Origin of the sequence: Phaeobacter inhibens DSM 16374, assembly GCF_000473105.1 — a bacterium.
Taxonomy (GTDB): Bacteria; Pseudomonadota; Alphaproteobacteria; order Rhodobacterales; family Rhodobacteraceae; genus Phaeobacter; species Phaeobacter inhibens.
This window is the reverse complement of sequence record NZ_KI421498.1, coordinates 2,709,127-2,725,088: the sequence shown is the minus strand read 5'-3', so window position 1 is coordinate 2,725,088 and position 15,962 is coordinate 2,709,127. Positions and strand designations below refer to the sequence as shown.

The 15,962-nt window shown below is 58.4% G+C and carries 13 protein-coding genes; 6 read left to right on the top strand and 7 right to left on the bottom strand.

What is annotated here, in order from left to right; genetic code table 11:
- The first annotated feature begins 20 nt into the window (after nucleotides 1–20).
- Both dnaJ and radC read left to right on the top strand, forming a co-directional pair.
- Nucleotides 21–1,184, top strand: a complete 1,164-nt coding sequence (dnaJ, locus tag INHI_RS0116805) for a molecular chaperone DnaJ (RefSeq protein WP_014876339.1) — start codon at nucleotides 21–23, stop codon at nucleotides 1,182–1,184.
- A gap of 136 nt (nucleotides 1,185–1,320) precedes the next feature.
- Nucleotides 1,321–2,085: a RadC family protein gene (gene radC, locus INHI_RS0116800; protein WP_027248358.1), complete on the top strand. Its 765-nt coding sequence runs from the start codon at nucleotides 1,321–1,323 to the stop codon at nucleotides 2,083–2,085.
- 4 nt (nucleotides 2,086–2,089) lie between these two features.
- Here radC and INHI_RS0116795 read toward each other — a convergent pair whose 3' ends face one another.
- The 3 genes from INHI_RS0116795 to secA form a co-directional block, all read right to left on the bottom strand.
- Nucleotides 2,090–3,646 carry a substrate-binding domain-containing protein gene (locus tag INHI_RS0116795; protein ID WP_027248357.1) on the bottom strand — a complete coding sequence of 519 codons (1,557 nt, stop codon included), beginning with the start codon at nucleotides 3,644–3,646 and terminating at the stop codon, nucleotides 2,090–2,092.
- A 24-nt stretch (nucleotides 3,647–3,670) separates the two neighbouring features.
- A complete protein-coding gene (locus INHI_RS0116790; protein ID WP_027248356.1) occupies nucleotides 3,671–4,594 on the bottom strand; it encodes a hypothetical protein in 924 nt (307 codons plus the stop codon).
- A gap of 147 nt (nucleotides 4,595–4,741) precedes the next feature.
- Nucleotides 4,742–7,441 carry a preprotein translocase subunit SecA gene (secA, locus tag INHI_RS0116785; protein ID WP_027248355.1) on the bottom strand — a complete coding sequence of 900 codons (2,700 nt, stop codon included), beginning with the start codon at nucleotides 7,439–7,441 and terminating at the stop codon, nucleotides 4,742–4,744.
- A 177-nt stretch (nucleotides 7,442–7,618) separates the two neighbouring features.
- Here secA and INHI_RS0116780 point away from each other — a divergent pair, with 177 nt between their 5' ends.
- The 4 genes from INHI_RS0116780 (at nucleotide 7,619) to INHI_RS21395 (ending at nucleotide 10,393) form a co-directional block, all read left to right on the top strand.
- On the top strand, nucleotides 7,619–8,470 hold the full coding sequence (locus INHI_RS0116780; protein ID WP_027248354.1) for a peptidylprolyl isomerase: 852 nt from the start codon (nucleotides 7,619–7,621) through the stop codon (nucleotides 8,468–8,470).
- 2 nt (nucleotides 8,471–8,472) lie between these two features.
- Entirely contained in the window at nucleotides 8,473–9,702 is a 1,230-nt protein-coding gene (argJ, locus tag INHI_RS0116775) for a bifunctional glutamate N-acetyltransferase/amino-acid acetyltransferase ArgJ (protein ID WP_027248353.1), read from the top strand.
- A complete protein-coding gene (gene mutT, locus INHI_RS0116770) occupies nucleotides 9,699–10,097 on the top strand; it encodes an 8-oxo-dGTP diphosphatase MutT (RefSeq protein ID WP_014876346.1) in 399 nt (132 codons plus the stop codon). Before argJ ends, mutT begins: the two co-directional genes overlap by 4 nt.
- A gap of 161 nt (nucleotides 10,098–10,258) precedes the next feature.
- Nucleotides 10,259–10,393: a hypothetical protein gene (locus tag INHI_RS21395; protein WP_024098841.1), complete on the top strand. Its 135-nt coding sequence runs from the start codon at nucleotides 10,259–10,261 to the stop codon at nucleotides 10,391–10,393.
- A gap of 109 nt (nucleotides 10,394–10,502) precedes the next feature.
- Here the strand turns inward: INHI_RS21395 and infB are convergent, their stop codons facing one another.
- From infB to rimP, 4 genes are read right to left on the bottom strand one after another with little or no spacing between them, the layout of a single operon-like run.
- Nucleotides 10,503–12,986 (bottom strand): translation initiation factor IF-2, encoded by a 2,484-nt coding sequence (infB, locus tag INHI_RS0116760; protein WP_027248352.1) that lies wholly within the window; start codon nucleotides 12,984–12,986, stop codon nucleotides 10,503–10,505.
- Nucleotides 12,987–12,994: 8 nt separating this feature from the next.
- A complete protein-coding gene (locus INHI_RS0116755; RefSeq protein WP_027248351.1) occupies nucleotides 12,995–13,615 on the bottom strand; it encodes an RNA-binding protein in 621 nt (206 codons plus the stop codon).
- A 26-nt stretch (nucleotides 13,616–13,641) separates the two neighbouring features.
- Nucleotides 13,642–15,267, bottom strand: coding sequence for a transcription termination factor NusA (nusA, locus tag INHI_RS0116750; protein WP_027248350.1), 1,626 nt, complete (start codon nucleotides 15,265–15,267; stop codon nucleotides 13,642–13,644).
- On the bottom strand, nucleotides 15,267–15,857 hold the full coding sequence (rimP, locus tag INHI_RS0116745) for a ribosome maturation factor RimP (protein ID WP_014876350.1): 591 nt from the start codon (nucleotides 15,855–15,857) through the stop codon (nucleotides 15,267–15,269). The genes nusA and rimP overlap by 1 nt, the downstream gene beginning before the upstream one ends.
- Between the last annotated feature and the right edge of the window lie 105 nt (nucleotides 15,858–15,962).

Here is a 15,962-nt window from a genome sequence, read left to right as displayed (position 1 = left end):
GCGGCAAGAAGGGTATTCCGATGTCCAAACGAGATTACTATGACGTTCTCGGGGTGTCCAAAGGGGCCACCGCCGATGAAATCAAGAAAGGCTTTCGCAAGAAGGCCAAAGAGCTGCACCCCGATCGGAACAAGGACAATCCCGAATCCGAGGGGCAATTCAAAGAGGCCAATGAGGCCTATGATGTTCTGAAAGACCCGGAGAAAAAGGCCGCATACGATCGCTACGGCCACGCGGCCTTTGAAAACGGCATGGGTGGCGGTCAGCGCGGCGGCCAGGGTGGCCAGGGCTTTGGCGGCGGTGACTTCTCCTCTGCCTTCTCTGATGTATTCGACGATCTGTTCGGCGACTTCATGGGTGGACGCGGCGGCCAGGGTGGCGGACGGCAACGAGCCGCGCGCGGCTCCGACCTGCGCTACAACCTGCGCATCTCGCTCGAGGATGCCTTTGCAGGGATGCACAAAACCATCAACGTGCCGACTGCTGTGGCCTGTGGGTCCTGCGAGGGCACTGGCGCCGAGGGCGGCGTGGAGCCAACCACCTGCCCGACCTGCTCCGGCATGGGCAAAGTGCGCGCGCAACAGGGCTTTTTCACGGTGGAACGCACCTGTCCCACCTGCTCCGGCCTTGGCCAGATCATCAAGAATCCCTGCAAATCCTGCCAGGGCCACGGTCGTGTCGAGAAAGATCGCTCCCTGTCGGTGAACATCCCTGCTGGCGTAGAAACCGGCACCCGCATTCGCCTTGCTGGCGAAGGTGAGGCGGGTATGCGAGGAGGGCCTCCCGGTGATCTCTACATCTTCGTAGAAGTGGCCGCGCATGATCTGTTTGAACGCGACGGCAACAATCTTTATTGCCGCGTCCCGGTATCCTTGGCCAAGGCCGCCCTTGGCGGGGCGATCGAAGTGCCCACCATCGACGGTGGTCGCGGGCGGGTTCAGATCCCTGAAGGCAGTCAATCTGGTCGCCAGATGCGCCTGCGTGGTAAGGGGATGCCTGCTCTGCGCGGTGGTGCCACCGGCGACATGTTTATCGAACTGGCGGTGGAAACCCCGGTGAACCTCACCTCCCGGCAGAAAGAGCTGCTGCGGGAATTCGAGGATCTATCCGAGGACAACACCAACCCGGAATCGCGGAGTTTCTTCTCCTCGGTCAAGAGTTTCTGGGACGGGATGAAGGGCTAAGACCAGCCTGTTCGACCAAAATAAAAAGATAAAGCGCCCCCGAACGGGGCGCTTTTTTTGATGGGTTTGCGGCATGTAGCAGCTTTGATCTGACCGATTAACCTTTTCGCAACCCTGATGGCGCGAGCATTGCACCATGCCCAAGGATCCCGCATTCGAGGACGTCTCTCTGCCGCTGTTTCCAGACAGCGCAAAGATCATTGCACCCGCCCGAAAACCACCGTCGCCACCCTCCTATATCAAGGATCATCGCGCCCGGCTGCGGGACCGGTTCATGACAGGGGGCGCTGCTGCGATGCCGGATTACGAACTGCTGGAACTGGTGCTGTTCCGCTCCATCCCGCGCCGGGATGTGAAACCGCTGGCGCGCCAGTTGCTCGACAATTTTGGCGATTTCAATCGCGTGATTACTGCGCCTCCTGAACAGCTCGCACGGATTGCGGGAGTTGGAGAGGCGGTGATCACCGACCTCAAGGTGTTGGAAGCCGCCGCCCATCGCATGGCCCGCGCGAAGGTACTGCAACGCCACATCCTGTCCTCTTGGGACGCATTGCTGGATTATTGCCATACGGTCATGGCCCACCGCGAAACTGAGCAATTCCGGGTGTTATATCTTGATCGTAAGAACACATTAATTGCGGATGAGGAACAGGCCAAAGGCACCGTTGACCATGTACCTGTCTATCCACGGGAAATCGCAAAGCGTGCCTTGGAGATCAGCGCCAGCGCCCTGATATTGGTGCATAATCATCCATCAGGCGATCCGACGCCCTCGCCCAGCGACATCGAAATGACCGACCGGGTTGCCCGTGCTCTCGCCGCGCTGGATATTGTGCTACACGATCACCTGATCATCGGAAAATCCAGCGAACTCAGCTTTCGGTCGGCGGGGTACCTATAGCTGGCTAACGGACCCAAACTTCCACCCGGCGATTCACCTGACGCCCCCACCGCTGGTCTTCACAGGCCATTGGCAGCGCTTCACCGAATGCTGCAATCTCAATTTCCGTGCGCTCCAAATTCGCGGTTTCAGCAGCTGCAATCACCGCATCACGCACCGCTTCGGCACGTTTCTTAGCGATGGATCTATTGCCGCTCGCCGGTCCATCCCCGTCTGAGAAGCCGACGAAAACCAGTTCCCGCGCATCATAGGCACCCGCCTCAAGCGAGCGCGCCAGTTGTGTTATATTGCTCCGCGATTGCGCGTCCGGACGGGTCGAGCCCGGCTCAAACCGGAAAGACGTGGTCAAACGCTGTAGGCCATCCAACCGACTGACAAGCCGCTGCAATTCCTCCAGCGGGACTTCCGACCCCGCCGCCGTGATCGCATTAGCCAACCGGTCACCCTGTACGTTCATGGAAATACGCTCGGGCGCCTGATCGACGAAGCCAGCCCTGCGAATCACGATTTGCGCACCAGGTCCACGCACATAGCTCAGGAAATCCCGCGCCAGTTTGGGCAGCCGCCGGGACGGCAGATAGAGAAACATGGGCGCGGTCAGCGGATAATCTTCGGTCTTGATCGAACGGCGGTTGGCTCGTAGCGAAAACCCGCAGGCACCGCGCAATGTCAGGACCCGTGCGGTCGAAGTCTCGGCAAAACTTGCTAATCCGAGCGCAAAGGGGTCCGTTGCAACCACGCGCACCAAGGTACTGCCACGATCATGGCGCCGCAAACGGGTCCCAAGTCCCGCAATATTTGGTGTCTCCAAACGATCCGATATCGCCTGTGCCAGGCCGGAACCGGCCACCGGAAGATGGAGCGAAATCGGCGCATTCGGTCCACCCAGTTCCGACCAGTTGCTAAGGTCACCAGACAGCACCCGCGCCAGATCTGCGACTGAGATTGAGCGGACGGGATTGCCTGGGGCCACAACGGGCACCATCGCATCCAGCGCCAGAACGCGGCTGCGCTGTGCGCCAGTCATGTCGCCCATCCCCGCCTCACGGGCCCGCTCACGCTCGGCGCTTCGAATTTCACGCAAGGCCATAACGATATCGGCCTCATTCGCGAGAAGATCGGCAAATCCTTCGTCCGTGTTGCTGACAAAAAAACTGAACCTCGCCGCAACGCGGCCAGTATCGCGCAGCAGGACATAGTCGAAATTATTGTCGGGCATAGGATCGCGTCGTGTCTGAAACCCGTTTCGCAGCGCAAACCCCTCGATCAGAGCCGGTAACAGGACCTCTGCCATGGTCGACGATCCCGACAGGCTGATCTCCGCAACGAAATCAGACAGGCTAGGGCACCCCGGTCCCTCACAGCTGACACCAGAGCCGTCGACCGTCAGTTCGCCGAACTTGGTGTCAACGCGATAGAATTCGCCGTCGAATCCCAGAATATTCCCGGTGATCTCAACAGCTCCATCCGGCGACGAAAGTGTCACGTCCTGCGCCTTCAGCGGCAGGATCCAGGTGACAAGAAAGAGTGCGGCGCATATCACCGCACGAAACAAAGCCATGAGAAATCCTGAATAAACCGCGAGTTAATTTGCGGCGATTTTCAGGGTTTCCAGAAGATTATTCAACACAAGAAAGTCACCTGTTGCAGCACAATCCGGCATTGCCAGCGTCAGGTCACGGGTCCGCAATCTGCCATCACGCAATTCCAGCGTCTGCGCCGAAACATCACGACCACAATTGATTGCTGTCACCTCGGCCTCCACGGTCAGATCAATCGCTCCGCTTTGAGCACCGCCAAGGCGCGGGACGCTATAGACCTCCGCCAGCCGCGGGGCCAACTGCGTGGCGTCGCCAAGCTGTACGACAGAGCCACGGCCTGCCGTCAGATCGGCGCCACGCCAAACGTGACCCGCGCTGCCATAGCCCGCGCCAAATTCCCGCGCATGCAATTCAAACCCACTGTTGCCTGCCCATTGCAACACGACCCGACTAACAAGATCCAGATCCGGTACCGATGTTGTCGCAACCGCCCCGCGACCGCTTTTGGGTTCCACGATAAACACAGCCGAAGAGGACAGAGCCGGTATCTGCACCGTTAACGCGCCGGTCTCATCCAGTCGGCCGGAAAACATCATGCCGTTGTGGTGAATGGTCAAACGTTCACCCGGTCGGCACAGGGACAATACGGTCAGCCGGACCTCAGCCATCGGGCCGGGAACCGCCTCAGCGGTCATCTCGCAGGAGGTCTCGGGATTCTGACGCAGGACTTGCTGAGCGTCGCTGTCACCTGCCTCGGGTGTTGCTGCCGTCAGGCTGATGGCGTCAATCTGAAGCGGGACATCCGCAGACAGATCGGGCGGTGCTGCTTCCGCAACGACGGCCAGCTCCGCAACAGGGGCGGCTACACTGGTCTGTGGACTGCCAGCGGTATGCTGCATGACAAGACCAATCGCCAGGGCGCTACAAAGGGTCGCCGCGCTCATCAGGGCTGTGCGTTTGCTGATCATTACCGACTCCTTACCCAAAAAGGTTAAGGAACCGTGACGTAGAAAGGCGGCCAATTGATGGCCGCCTCTTGCAGAGAATCTGGCGAAATCGTGCAATTATCACTGATTTCTCCGGGTATTGTCGCGAAATAACTCCGCCTCGGAACCTCAGCTGAGGCTGCCGTGACAGTGTTTGAACTTCTTGCCAGAGCCACAGGGGCATTTGTCATTGCGCGATGGATTGCCCCAAGTGGAGGGATCGTCCTCGACAAAACCATCCGCTGGCGCCTCCTGCAACGCGGTTGATGTATTGGCACCCGCCGCAGCCTTCTGCAGCTCGGCCTGTTGCGCGGCCATCTGCATCATCATCTGGCGCTGCTCGTCTTCGCTGATCGGGCGCACATGGGCCAGCTGCTGAGTGACGGTTTCCCGCAGCGTATCAAGCATATTCTCGAACAGCTGGAAGCTCTCGTTCTTATACTCGTTGAGCGGGTCGCGCTGCGCGTAGCCACGGAAACCCACGACGGAGCGCAGATGCTCCAGCGTCAGCAGATGCTCGCGCCATTTCGCATCAATTGTCTGCAGCAGAACCTGTTTTTCGATGTTGCGCATGGTTTCCGGACCAAAGGCCTCAGTTTTCTCAACCATTTTCGCGTCACTGACTTCCACCAGACGTTCGCGAATTTGCTCGTCGTCGACACCCTCTTCCGCGGCCCAGTCGACAACCGGAACATCCAGACCCAGCTTCTCACGGACCTGCTCCTGCAGCCCCTCGCTGTCCCACTGATCCACGTAGGTCTTGGCTGGCATGTGTACATCCAGCAAGTCGTCGATCACCTCGTGGCGCATATCAGCGACAATTTCCGAGAGATCCTCAGCCGCCATGATTTCACGACGCTGATTGAAGATCACCTTGCGCTGATCATTCATGACATCGTCAAACTTCAGTACGTTTTTGCGCATGTCGAAGTTGCGGCCTTCGACCTTCGCCTGTGCGCGTTCCAGCGATTTGTTCACCCATGGGTGAATGATCGCCTCGCCTTCCTTCATGCCCAGCGTCGACAACAGCTTATCCAACCGCTCGGAGCCGAAGATCCGCATCAGGTCATCTTCAAGGCTGAGATAGAACACTGTGCGGCCCGGGTCACCCTGACGGCCGGAACGGCCGCGCAGCTGGTTGTCGATGCGGCGGCTTTCGTGACGCTCAGAGGCCATCACAAACAGGCCACCCGCTTGTTTGACGGCTTCCTCATCAGCGACATGCGCCTCTTCGATGCGCGCGCGAATAGCCTCATGATCTCCATCAGGGGTCTCTGCGATCGCCTCAAGCACCTTAAACTCGACGTTGCCGCCCAGTTTGATATCGGTTCCCCGGCCCGCCATATTGGTGGCGATGGTCACCGCACCCAGACGACCGGCATCGGCAACAATCTGCGCTTCCTGCTCGTGGTGGCGGGCGTTCAGCACGTTGTGCTTGATGCCCTCCTTCTGAAGAAGCTGGCTCAGCAGTTCAGATTTCTCAATGGAGGTGGTGCCCAGAAGAACCGGTTGCCCATTTTCATGGGCTTTCTTGGTCTCATTGATCATCGCCTGATATTTTTCCATAGCAGTACGATAGACCTGATCGTCCTCATCCTTACGCGCAATCGGACGGTTGGTTGGCACTTCGACAACGCCAAGGCCGTAAATTTCGGCAAATTCCTCGGCTTCAGTCATTGCGGTACCAGTCATGCCCGACAGCTTGCCATAAAGGCGAAAGTAGTTCTGGAAGGTCACAGAGGCCAGCGTTGTGTTTTCTGGCTGGATCTTCACCTCTTCCTTGGCCTCAATGGCCTGATGCAAACCTTCGGAGAGACGGCGACCTGCCATCATCCGTCCGGTGAATTCATCGATCAGTACCACTTCACCGTCACGCACGATGTAGTCCTTGTCGCGCTGGAACAGCTTGTGCGCGCGCAGGGCCTGGTTGACGTGATGCACGACTGTTGTGCTCTCGGGATCATAAAGCGATGCGCCCTCCTCAAGCAGCTCATGGGCGATCAGCTGCTGCTCGAGGTATTCGTTGCCATCCTCGGTGAAGGTAACGCCGCGAGTTTTCTCATCCAGCTCGTAGTGATCATCGCTCAGCAGCGGGATCAGCTTATCGATGGTGGAATAGAGTTCGGACCGATCTTCCGCCGGACCGGAGATGATCAACGGCGTGCGGGCCTCGTCGATCAGGATGGAGTCGACCTCATCCACAATCGCAAAGTTATGATGCTTCTGGAACACCTGATCCAGCGAAGGCTTCATGTTATCGCGCAGATAATCAAAGCCCAGCTCGTTGTTGGTCGCATAGGTGACGTCGCTCTGGTAGGCAGCCATCTTCTCAGCGTCTGGCTGACCCGACCAGATCACACCGGTGGTCATGCCTAGCTGCGCAAATACCTTGCCCATCCATTCGCTGTCGCGCTTGGCCAAATATTCGTTGACGGTGACAATATGCACGCCCTTGCCCGTCAGCGCATTGAGATACGCCGGGAAGGTCGCAACGAGGGTCTTACCCTCGCCGGTCTTCATCTCGGAAATATTGCCCTGATGCAGGAAAATGCCACCCATAAGCTGGGTGTCAAAGGCCCGCAGACCCAGTGCCCGGCGCGCCGCTTCGCGCACATTGGCAAAGGCCTCGGGCAGCAGGTCATCCAGGCTTTCCCCGTCCAGCGCGCGTTTGCGCAGCTCGGCAGTCTTGTCCTGCAAATCCTGATCGCTGAGTTTCTCGAACTCGGGCTCCAGCGCGTTGATCTTGGCAATCAGCGGCCGTGTCGCCTTGATTTTGCGGTCATTCGGCGTGCCGAAAACCTTTTTGGCGAGTGTTCCGATACCCAGCATGTGTTCTCCAACCGTCCTGTCATTGGCCCCTGGCGTTGGCAGGCTTGCCCGCCCCGCTCGCAACCCATAAACAAAGATGGAACAGCGGTCCTGCCAAAGGCCTCATGGCGATGTAAGGTCCCGCAAATACAGTGTCAACGCTACGCCCCTCCGTGGCCAGATAATAGGAAGAATTCAATGCGCAAAGGTCTCACTTATTTGTCAGGGCTCGCCCTGACAGTCGCTTTGACACTGCCCATATCCACAGCTGCAGAACCCCATGCCAATACGGTGGTGGCTACGGTAAACGGCGAAGAGATCACAATCGGTCACATGATCATTGCCCGCGCTACATTGCCCCAGCAGTACCAACAGCTACCCGATGATGTTCTCTATGACGCGATCCTGGATCAGCTGATCCAGCAGACCAGCCTGAAGCAGGAGCTGAATGGCGAGGTGCCGAAATACGTGGCCCTGTCGCTGGAAAACGAGGCCCGCTCCCTGCTCGCAGCAGACGTCATCGAAAAGGTCATGGAAAATGCGGCCTCGGACGAGGATCTGCGCACAGCCTATGATGAGAAATATACGGACGGCACGGGCGGCGATGAATTCAACGCCTCGCATATTCTGGTCGAAACCGAAGAAGATGCCGCCGACATTCGCGCAGAACTGGATGCCGGCGCAGATTTCGCCACTCTGGCGCGCGAACGCTCCACCGGCCCGTCCGGTCCCAACGGCGGTGAGCTGGGCTGGTTCAGCAAGGGCCGCATGGTCCCGGAATTCGAAGAAGCGGTTCTGGTGATGGGCGCAGGTGATGTCTCCGATCCGGTCCAGACCCAATTTGGCTGGCACGTGATCAAGCTCAACGATCGGCGGACCTCCGCTGCACCAACCTTTGATGAGGTCCGCGAAGAGCTGGCCACGCAGATGCGTCAGGAGGCAGTAGAAGACCGCGTGCTCTCCCTGACCACCGCCGCAACCATCGAACGCCCTGAGATCGAAGATCTGGATCCCGCAATCCTGAAAAATCTCGATCTGGTGAGGAACTGACAATGGCATTACCCCGTTCTCCGCTTGCGCCGGATCACTTCCCAAAGCTGCCGCAGATCGCAGGTGTTCGATTTGCCTCAGCTGCGGCTGGTGTGAAATACAAAAATCGCACCGACGTGATGCTCGCCGTGATGGATCCGGGCAGTACTGTGGCTGGCGTGTTCACTCGATCCGCGACACGCTCTGCACCGGTTCTGGACTGTCAGGCAAAACTGGCCTCAAGCGACAATCACACCGCACACGGCGCTGCCATTCTGGTCAACTCAGGCAATTCAAATGCCTTTACCGGACACTATGGCCAAACCTCCGTCGCCGAGATCACCCGCACAGTTGCGGATATCACGGGCATTCCAGCAGCTCGGGTGTTCACCGCCTCCACCGGCGTCATCGGTGAACCGTTGCCCCATGAGCGGATCGTGTCGCAAATTGCGACCCTGAACGACGGGCTGGTCGCGACAGCGATTGAAGACGCTGCCGAAGCCATCATGACAACGGACACCTTCGCCAAGGGGGCAGGTGCCACGATTGAAGTGGGTAGAAAAACAGTCTCTATTGCGGGGATTGCCAAGGGTTCCGGCATGATTGCGCCCGATATGGCCACCATGCTTGTTTATATTTTCACTGATGCCCAGATCGCACAGAACGACCTGCAAGCTCTCCTGTCACAGATCTGCGATCGCACGTTCAACTGCATCACTGTGGACAGCGATACTTCGACATCCGACAGTTTGATGCTCTGCGCCTCCGGCGCCTCTGGCATTGATGTGACCGGCAACACAGATTTTGCACTGGCTCTGGAAAACGTAATGCTGGATTTGTCACATCAGGTGGTTCGTGATGGCGAAGGCGCGACCAAATTTGTCGAAATCCAAGTCACAGGCGCGATGAATGACCATGACGCCAAGGTTCATGGACTCTCGATTGCCAACTCACCGCTGGTGAAGACCGCCATCGCGGGAGAGGATCCCAACTGGGGTCGTGTGGTGATGGCCATCGGTAAATCCGGCGCCGCTGCCGACCGAGACAAGCTGTCGATCTCCTTCGGAGAGGTATTGGTCGCCGAAAAAGGCTGGGTCTCGCCTGGCTACAAAGAGGCCGACGGCGCCGACGAGATGGCGAAACCAGAGATTGTCATCAAGGTTGATCTGGGGCTGGCAGAGGGGAAGAGTACCGTCTGGACCTGCGACCTGACCCATCAGTATATTTCCATAAACGCGGATTACCGGTCATGAAGATGGTTCTTGTGTCCGCCGTCGCCCTGATTGATGTCGAAGGTCGTGTGCTGCTCGCGCAGCGCCCTGAGGGCAAAGCGATGGCTGGTCTGTGGGAATTCCCAGGCGGCAAGGTTGAATCAGGCGAAACCCCTGAGGCCGCATTGATCCGGGAGTTGGAGGAAGAGCTTGGCATCAACACCTGGGAATCCTGCCTTGCGCCACTGACATTTGCCAGCCACAGCTATGATGATTTTCATCTGCTCATGCCTCTGTTTGCCTGCCGTAAATGGGAAGGCATCCCGCAAGCCAAAGAGGGGCAAACCCTGAAGTGGGTGCGCGCGCAGAACTTGCGCGACTACCCGATGCCAGCCGCTGACATTCCGCTGATCCCGATCCTGCGAGACTGGCTGTAGCCGGGAATTTTCCTATTTTACGGTGCGATCGCATGGCTCCGCCAGCTTCTGTGGCGGGGTCGCGGTCAGCCCATCAATCAATCGTTAACTTTTTTCGTCAACCCTGAGAGCCAAGCGGAAGTAATTTATTGAAGTCTTGGCGACCAAAGGTGGCAGCGATCATGATCCGAACAATCAAACAGGGCGCGTTCATTTTTATACAGGGCACGTTTGTGCGCAGCCTGCCCAATGGGAAGATCTCAGTCCGTGTCGGCAACAAAACCTACGAAGGTGAACCGGTCAGCCGCGCGGCCTGACAGGCACCAACACAGCCCCTCCTTGGCGGGTTTGTCCTCCCCAAACCTGCTACAAAAAAACCCCGACCAGATTGGTCGGGGTTTTTTATTTTCATTGTCGAATTACCGATCAATCGAGCGTACGGGTCACTTCCTCGCGCTCGAAAATCTCGATCACATCACCCTTGCGGACATCATCGTAGTTTTCAAACGCCATACCGCATTCCTGACCCGACTGAACCTCGGCCACTTCGTCCTTGAAGCGTTTGAGAGTCTTCAGCGTGCCTTCGTGGATCACGACGTTGTCGCGCAGCAGACGGACGCCGGCGGAGCGGCGTGCCACACCTTCGGTGACCAGACAACCTGCAACCTTGCCCACGTTGGACACTTTGAAGACGTCCTTGATCTCGGCGTAGCCGATGAAGTTCTCGCGGATTTCTGCGGACAGCAGACCCGATGCAGCAGCTTTCACATCGTCCACAAGGTCATAGATGACCGAGTAGTAACGGATCTCCACACCCTTCTGGTTGGCAGAGTTCCGCGCCGATGTGTTGGCACGGACGTTGAAGCCCATAACCGGCGCGCCGGAGGCTTCGGCCAGACCGATATCGGTCTCGGTGATCGCACCGACACCCGAGTGCAGCACGCGCACGCGCACCTCGTTGTTGCCGATTTTTTCCATCGCCTGAACGATAGCCTCGGCAGAGCCTTGCACATCGGCCTTGACCAGAATTGGCAGCTCAGAGACGTTCTCGTCTTCCTTGGCCTTCTGCATCAGCTGTTCCAGCGTGGTCGCGGCACCCGCAGCAGCTCGCTTATCCTTCGCGGCCTGCTCACGATACTCAGCGATCTCACGGGCCTGCGCCTCGGTGTCGGTCACGTTCAGAACATCGCCCGCTTCGGGTGTCCCGTTAAGGCCAAGAACCTCAACCGGAACCGAGGGGCCTGCTTCCTGCACGCGCTCACCCTTGTCGTTGATCAGCGCACGGACCTTACCGTATTGCTCACCCACCACAAAGATATCGCCCTGACGCAGCGTCCCGTTCTGAACCAGAACGGTGGCAACAGGGCCACGGCCCACATCCAGCTGCGCCTCGATCACGGCACCTTGGGCGGCACGATCAGGGTTGGCTTTCAGTTCCAGAATTTCCGCCTGCAGCGCAATCGCTTCCAGCAGTTCGTCGAGACCCTGACCTGTAACGGCAGAGACTTCGACATCCTGGACTTCACCAGACATGGCTTCCACGATCACTTCGTGCTGCAGCAGATCGGTGCGGACCTTGTTCGGGTCAGCTGCCGGTTTGTCGATCTTGTTGATCGCAACGATCATCGGAACCTGCGCCGCCTTGGCGTGGTTGATCGCTTCAATCGTCTGAGGCATCACGGCATCGTCAGCAGCAACAACCAGAACCACGATATCTGTCACCTGGGCCCCACGCGAACGCATGGAGGTAAAGGCAGCGTGACCCGGTGTATCGAGGAAGCTCAGCACAGCGCCACCCTCGGTTTTCACCTGATAGGCACCGATGTGCTGGGTGATGCCACCGGCCTCGCCAGCAACAACCCGCGCATCGCGAATTGCGTCCAAGAGCGAGGTTTTGCCGTGGTCAACGTGACCCATGATGGTAATCACTGGCGGACGCGACTGCAGATCTTCGTCCTTGTCCTCGACCTCTTTGATGACGTCTTCGACATCCGAATCAGAAACCCGGACAACTTTGTGGCCAAATTCTTCGATGATCAACTCGGCAGTATCGGCATCAATGGTCTGGTTCTGCGTGACCATCATGCCCATGTTCATCAGAGATTTCACTACTTCGCCGACGCGTTCCGCCATCCGGTTGGCCAGCTCAGAGACAACAATCGCCTCAGGCAGCTGGACGTCACGGATCACCTTTTCACGCTCAACCGAGCCCATCGCCTTCTGACGCGCACGCTCCTGCTTACGCTTCATTGACGCCATGGAGCGCTGACGACCGCCTTCGCCACCGGTGGCCTGACCAAGTGTCAGCTTCCCGGAGCGGCGACCGCCACCATCATTGCGACCCTTGGCATTGCGGTTTTGCCGGTCGTCGCGATCGCGGTCACCCTTGCGGGGCTGCGAGGACGGGCCGGGTGCCGGGCGTGCCGCGGCTGGTTCAGATTTTTTCTTTTCAGCGTCAGAGGCTGCGCGTTTTGCAGCGGTTTCGGCTTCGACGCGCTTACGCTCTTCGTCTTCGGCCTTCTGACGGGCACGCTCTTCAGCTTCGCGCTGTTCACGTTCCTTGGCTTCCTGCTCAGCCCGGCGGCGCTCACGCTCTTCAGCGCGGGCCTTTTCCTCAGCTTCGCGCTGCTGCGCTTCTTCCACTTCGCGGGCCTTGGCGGCCTGCAACGCCTTCAGACGGCGCGCCATCTCTGCATCGCTGATGCCAGCCGGACGCCGCGATGCGTCGCCGGAGGGCGTCGCACCGGAGCCCCCTTTTGTCGCGGTCGGCTTGGGGACCACAACGCGTTTGCGCTTGGTTTCCACCACGACATTCTTGGTCCGACCGTGGCTGAAGCTCTGTTTCACATTCCCGGGCCGGGACCCACCACCACGAAGACCCAACGTCTTTTTGCCGTCACTATCGCTCATAAAGCTCTTTATCCTTCCGTGCGGCCCTTGCCGCCCACCGTTTCGCGCAAACCTTGTAGTCGTTGCGCTTCCTCTACAACACGTTTGCCGAGTCCACCAGAGGCCAGCGCCGCATGTATCACAGTTTGGCGCCCAAAGGCCATGCCCAGCTCATCCGCAGTGAGGCATCCGATGAATTTCCCACGGTGCGGCGTGCTTAATTTTGATTTGCCCCGTCCCGATCCATCCGAAGCCTGAATCAAGACACGAGCGTGTTCCTTGGCCAGCCAGTCCTTGACCTTCTCGTAGCCAGAGACCGCATCACCCGACTTGCGCGCCAGGCTGATCAGTTCGATCAGGCGCCGCAGCACCTGACCTTTGATTTCATCTTCCAGCCCATCGGGCACCGTCACCGGAGCCTTGAAACCGCGCGCAAAGAGTTTCTTCTTTATCGCGGTGCGAAGCGCAACCTCGGTTGAAGTCACATAGACCCCACGCCCGGGCAACTTACCCATCACGTCAGGAACCACCTGACCTTCGGGGCCAACAACGAAGCGGATCAGCCCTTCCTTGGGCTGAATCTCGCCTGTTGCCAGACATTTCCGCTCCGGTCCATCGGACCGGTCTTTGTCACTGCCACCGCGTGCCATTGCTACCCTCGCTGCGAGGCCTGATATCAGGCTTCGCCCTCTTCTGCTTCGCCGCCTTCGATGTCGGCGTCTTCTTCAGCGTCCGCTTCCAGTTCGGTGGGATCCACCCAACCCAGCAAAACGCGGGCAGTCATGACAAGGGTCTGGGCGTCTTCCAGCGACACATCAAATGGTTCCAGAATGCCGTCATCCTTGACGCGCTCACCTTTGTTGGTGGTCCAGCCGCCGGCCAGTTCCCAATCCGCGCAGGTGGCGAAATCTTCCAGCGTCTTGATGCCATCCTTGGCCAACGCTTCAACCATTTGGGGCGTCAGACCGTCAAAGTCAATCAGGCTATCCTCAACACCCAAGGCACGGGCCGCATCAATTGCTGCCTTCGCCTGCGCTTCCAGATAGTCAGCAGCACGGGCCTGCAGCTCTTGTGCGGTGCCTTCGTCAACGCCGTCGATGACCAGCAATTCATCCAGCTCGACATAGGCAACCTCTTCGAGGTTGGTGAAGCCTTCGGAAACCAGCAACTGAGCGAAGAACTCGTCCAGATCCAGTGTTTCCATGAACAGCTTGGTGCGCGCCTCGAATTCCTTCTGGCGACGGGCCGATTCTTCTTCCTCGGTCATGATGTCGATATCCAGCGCGGTCAGCTGGGATGCCAGACGCACGTTCTGGCCACGACGGCCGATGGCCAGCGACAGCTGCTCTTCGGGGACCACAACTTCGATCTTGCCGGCTTCTTCATCCAGTACAACCTTGGACACTTCCGCAGGCTGCAACGCGTTCACAAGGAAGGTCGGCTGATCTTCATTCCAGGGGATGATGTCGATCTTTTCACCCTGCAGCTCATTGACCACAGCCTGCACACGCGAACCGCGCATACCGACACAGGCGCCAACCGGGTCGATGGAGCCATCATAGCTGATCACAGCAATCTTCGCGCGCGAACCCGGATCCCGGGCCACGGCCTTGATTTCAATCACACCGTCATAGATTTCCGGCACTTCCATCTTGAACAGCTCAGCCATGAATTCCGGCGCGGTCCGCGACAGGAAGATCTGCGGGCCACGGGGCTCACGGCGCACATCCTTGATGAAGCAGCGGATCCGATCATTGGGGCGGTAGCTCTCGCGGCCAATTTTCTCGTTGCGGCGCAGGATGGCTTCGCCAGCGCCCACATCGACGATGACATTGCCATATTCTTCGCGCTTAACCAGACCATTGATGATGGTGCCGGCGCGATCCTTGAATTCTTCGTACTGACGATCACGCTCAGCTTCGCGCACCTTTTGCAGGATCACCTGCTTGGCGGACTGGGCGGCAATACGGCCCATTTCGACCGGAGGCACTTCCTCGACGAAAACATCGCCAACCGACGGATCGGCCATATATTGCTTGGCCTGCTCAACAGTCAATTCCGCCTGGTAGTTCTCCAGCGCGTCATCTTCGACCACGGTGCGGACGCGGGTAAAGGTCGCACGACCAGTCTTGCGGTCGATGGATACACGGATATCCATTTCGCTGCCGTAGCGGCTCTTGGCGGCCCGCGCCAGGCTCTCTTCCATCGCATCGACAACCAAACCGGGGTCGATCATCTTTTCGCGCGCCACGGCTTCTGCGGTCTGCAGAAGCTCCAACTGGTTTGCTGATGTGATAGCCATTACTTTTTCTCCTCTTCGGACCCATCGGCCTCGATTTCGTCGAATGCGTCTTCGTTCAGGGTGCCCGCAGCTTTGCGCTGGCGCAGCATTTCTTTGATCAGATCGTCGGTCAGAACCAGTTTGGCGTCGCTCAACCAATCAAATTTCAAGCCGATGGTGATAGTCTCGCCATGTTCTTCGATATTGATCAGAACTTCATCATCCTCGACACCCGCCAGCTCGCCCTTGAAACGGCGACGGCCATCGATCAGCTCGCTGGTTTCAATCTTGGCCTCATAGCCTTCGAACATCTCGAAGTCCTTGAGGCGTGTCAGAGGGCGGTCAATACCGGGGCTGGAGACCTCCAGTGCATAGCTGTCGAGGATCGGATCCTCCACGTCCAGCGTCGCGCTGACCGCATTGGAGATTTCGGCGCAGCCATCAACCTCAATGCCGCCGTCAGGCTTGTCTGCCATGATTTGCAGCGTGGTGGTCTTGCCGGACATCAGCCGAATACGCACCAGCTCAAAACCGAGATCTTCGATCACCGGAGTGATGATCTCGGCAAGCCGCCGGTCGATGGCTGCCTTGGCTATCAGGTCATTGGTCATACGAATTCCAGATCAGTGATTCGGGCACAAAAAAACGGGCGCGCGGCCCGTTGAATTTTCCGGTGGAGCTGAGGGGCAAACCCGACGCGCCGCTGTTACGACAGG

Excerpts from the sequence above, each read along its gene's own strand:
- radC (WP_027248358.1), top strand. The coding sequence starts at position 1,321 with ATGCCCAAGGATCCCGCATTCGAGGACGTCTCTCTGCCGCTGTTTCCA.
- infB (WP_027248352.1), bottom strand. The coding sequence starts at position 12,986 with ATGAGCGATAGTGACGGCAAAAAGACGTTGGGTCTTCGTGGTGGTGGG.
- dnaJ (WP_014876339.1), top strand. The coding sequence starts at position 21 with ATGTCCAAACGAGATTACTATGACGTTCTCGGGGTGTCCAAAGGGGCC.
- rimP (WP_014876350.1), bottom strand. The coding sequence starts at position 15,857 with ATGACCAATGACCTGATAGCCAAGGCAGCCATCGACCGGCGGCTTGCC.
- INHI_RS0116755 (WP_027248351.1), bottom strand. The coding sequence starts at position 13,615 with ATGGCACGCGGTGGCAGTGACAAAGACCGGTCCGATGGACCGGAGCGG.
- INHI_RS21395 (WP_024098841.1), top strand. The coding sequence starts at position 10,259 with ATGATCCGAACAATCAAACAGGGCGCGTTCATTTTTATACAGGGCACG.
- argJ (WP_027248353.1), top strand. The coding sequence starts at position 8,473 with ATGGCATTACCCCGTTCTCCGCTTGCGCCGGATCACTTCCCAAAGCTG.
- nusA (WP_027248350.1), bottom strand. The coding sequence starts at position 15,267 with ATGGCTATCACATCAGCAAACCAGTTGGAGCTTCTGCAGACCGCAGAA.
- secA (WP_027248355.1), bottom strand. The coding sequence starts at position 7,441 with ATGCTGGGTATCGGAACACTCGCCAAAAAGGTTTTCGGCACGCCGAAT.
- mutT (WP_014876346.1), top strand. The coding sequence starts at position 9,699 with ATGAAGATGGTTCTTGTGTCCGCCGTCGCCCTGATTGATGTCGAAGGT.
- INHI_RS0116790 (WP_027248356.1), bottom strand. The coding sequence starts at position 4,594 with ATGATCAGCAAACGCACAGCCCTGATGAGCGCGGCGACCCTTTGTAGC.
- INHI_RS0116795 (WP_027248357.1), bottom strand. The coding sequence starts at position 3,646 with ATGGCTTTGTTTCGTGCGGTGATATGCGCCGCACTCTTTCTTGTCACC.
- INHI_RS0116780 (WP_027248354.1), top strand. The coding sequence starts at position 7,619 with ATGCGCAAAGGTCTCACTTATTTGTCAGGGCTCGCCCTGACAGTCGCT.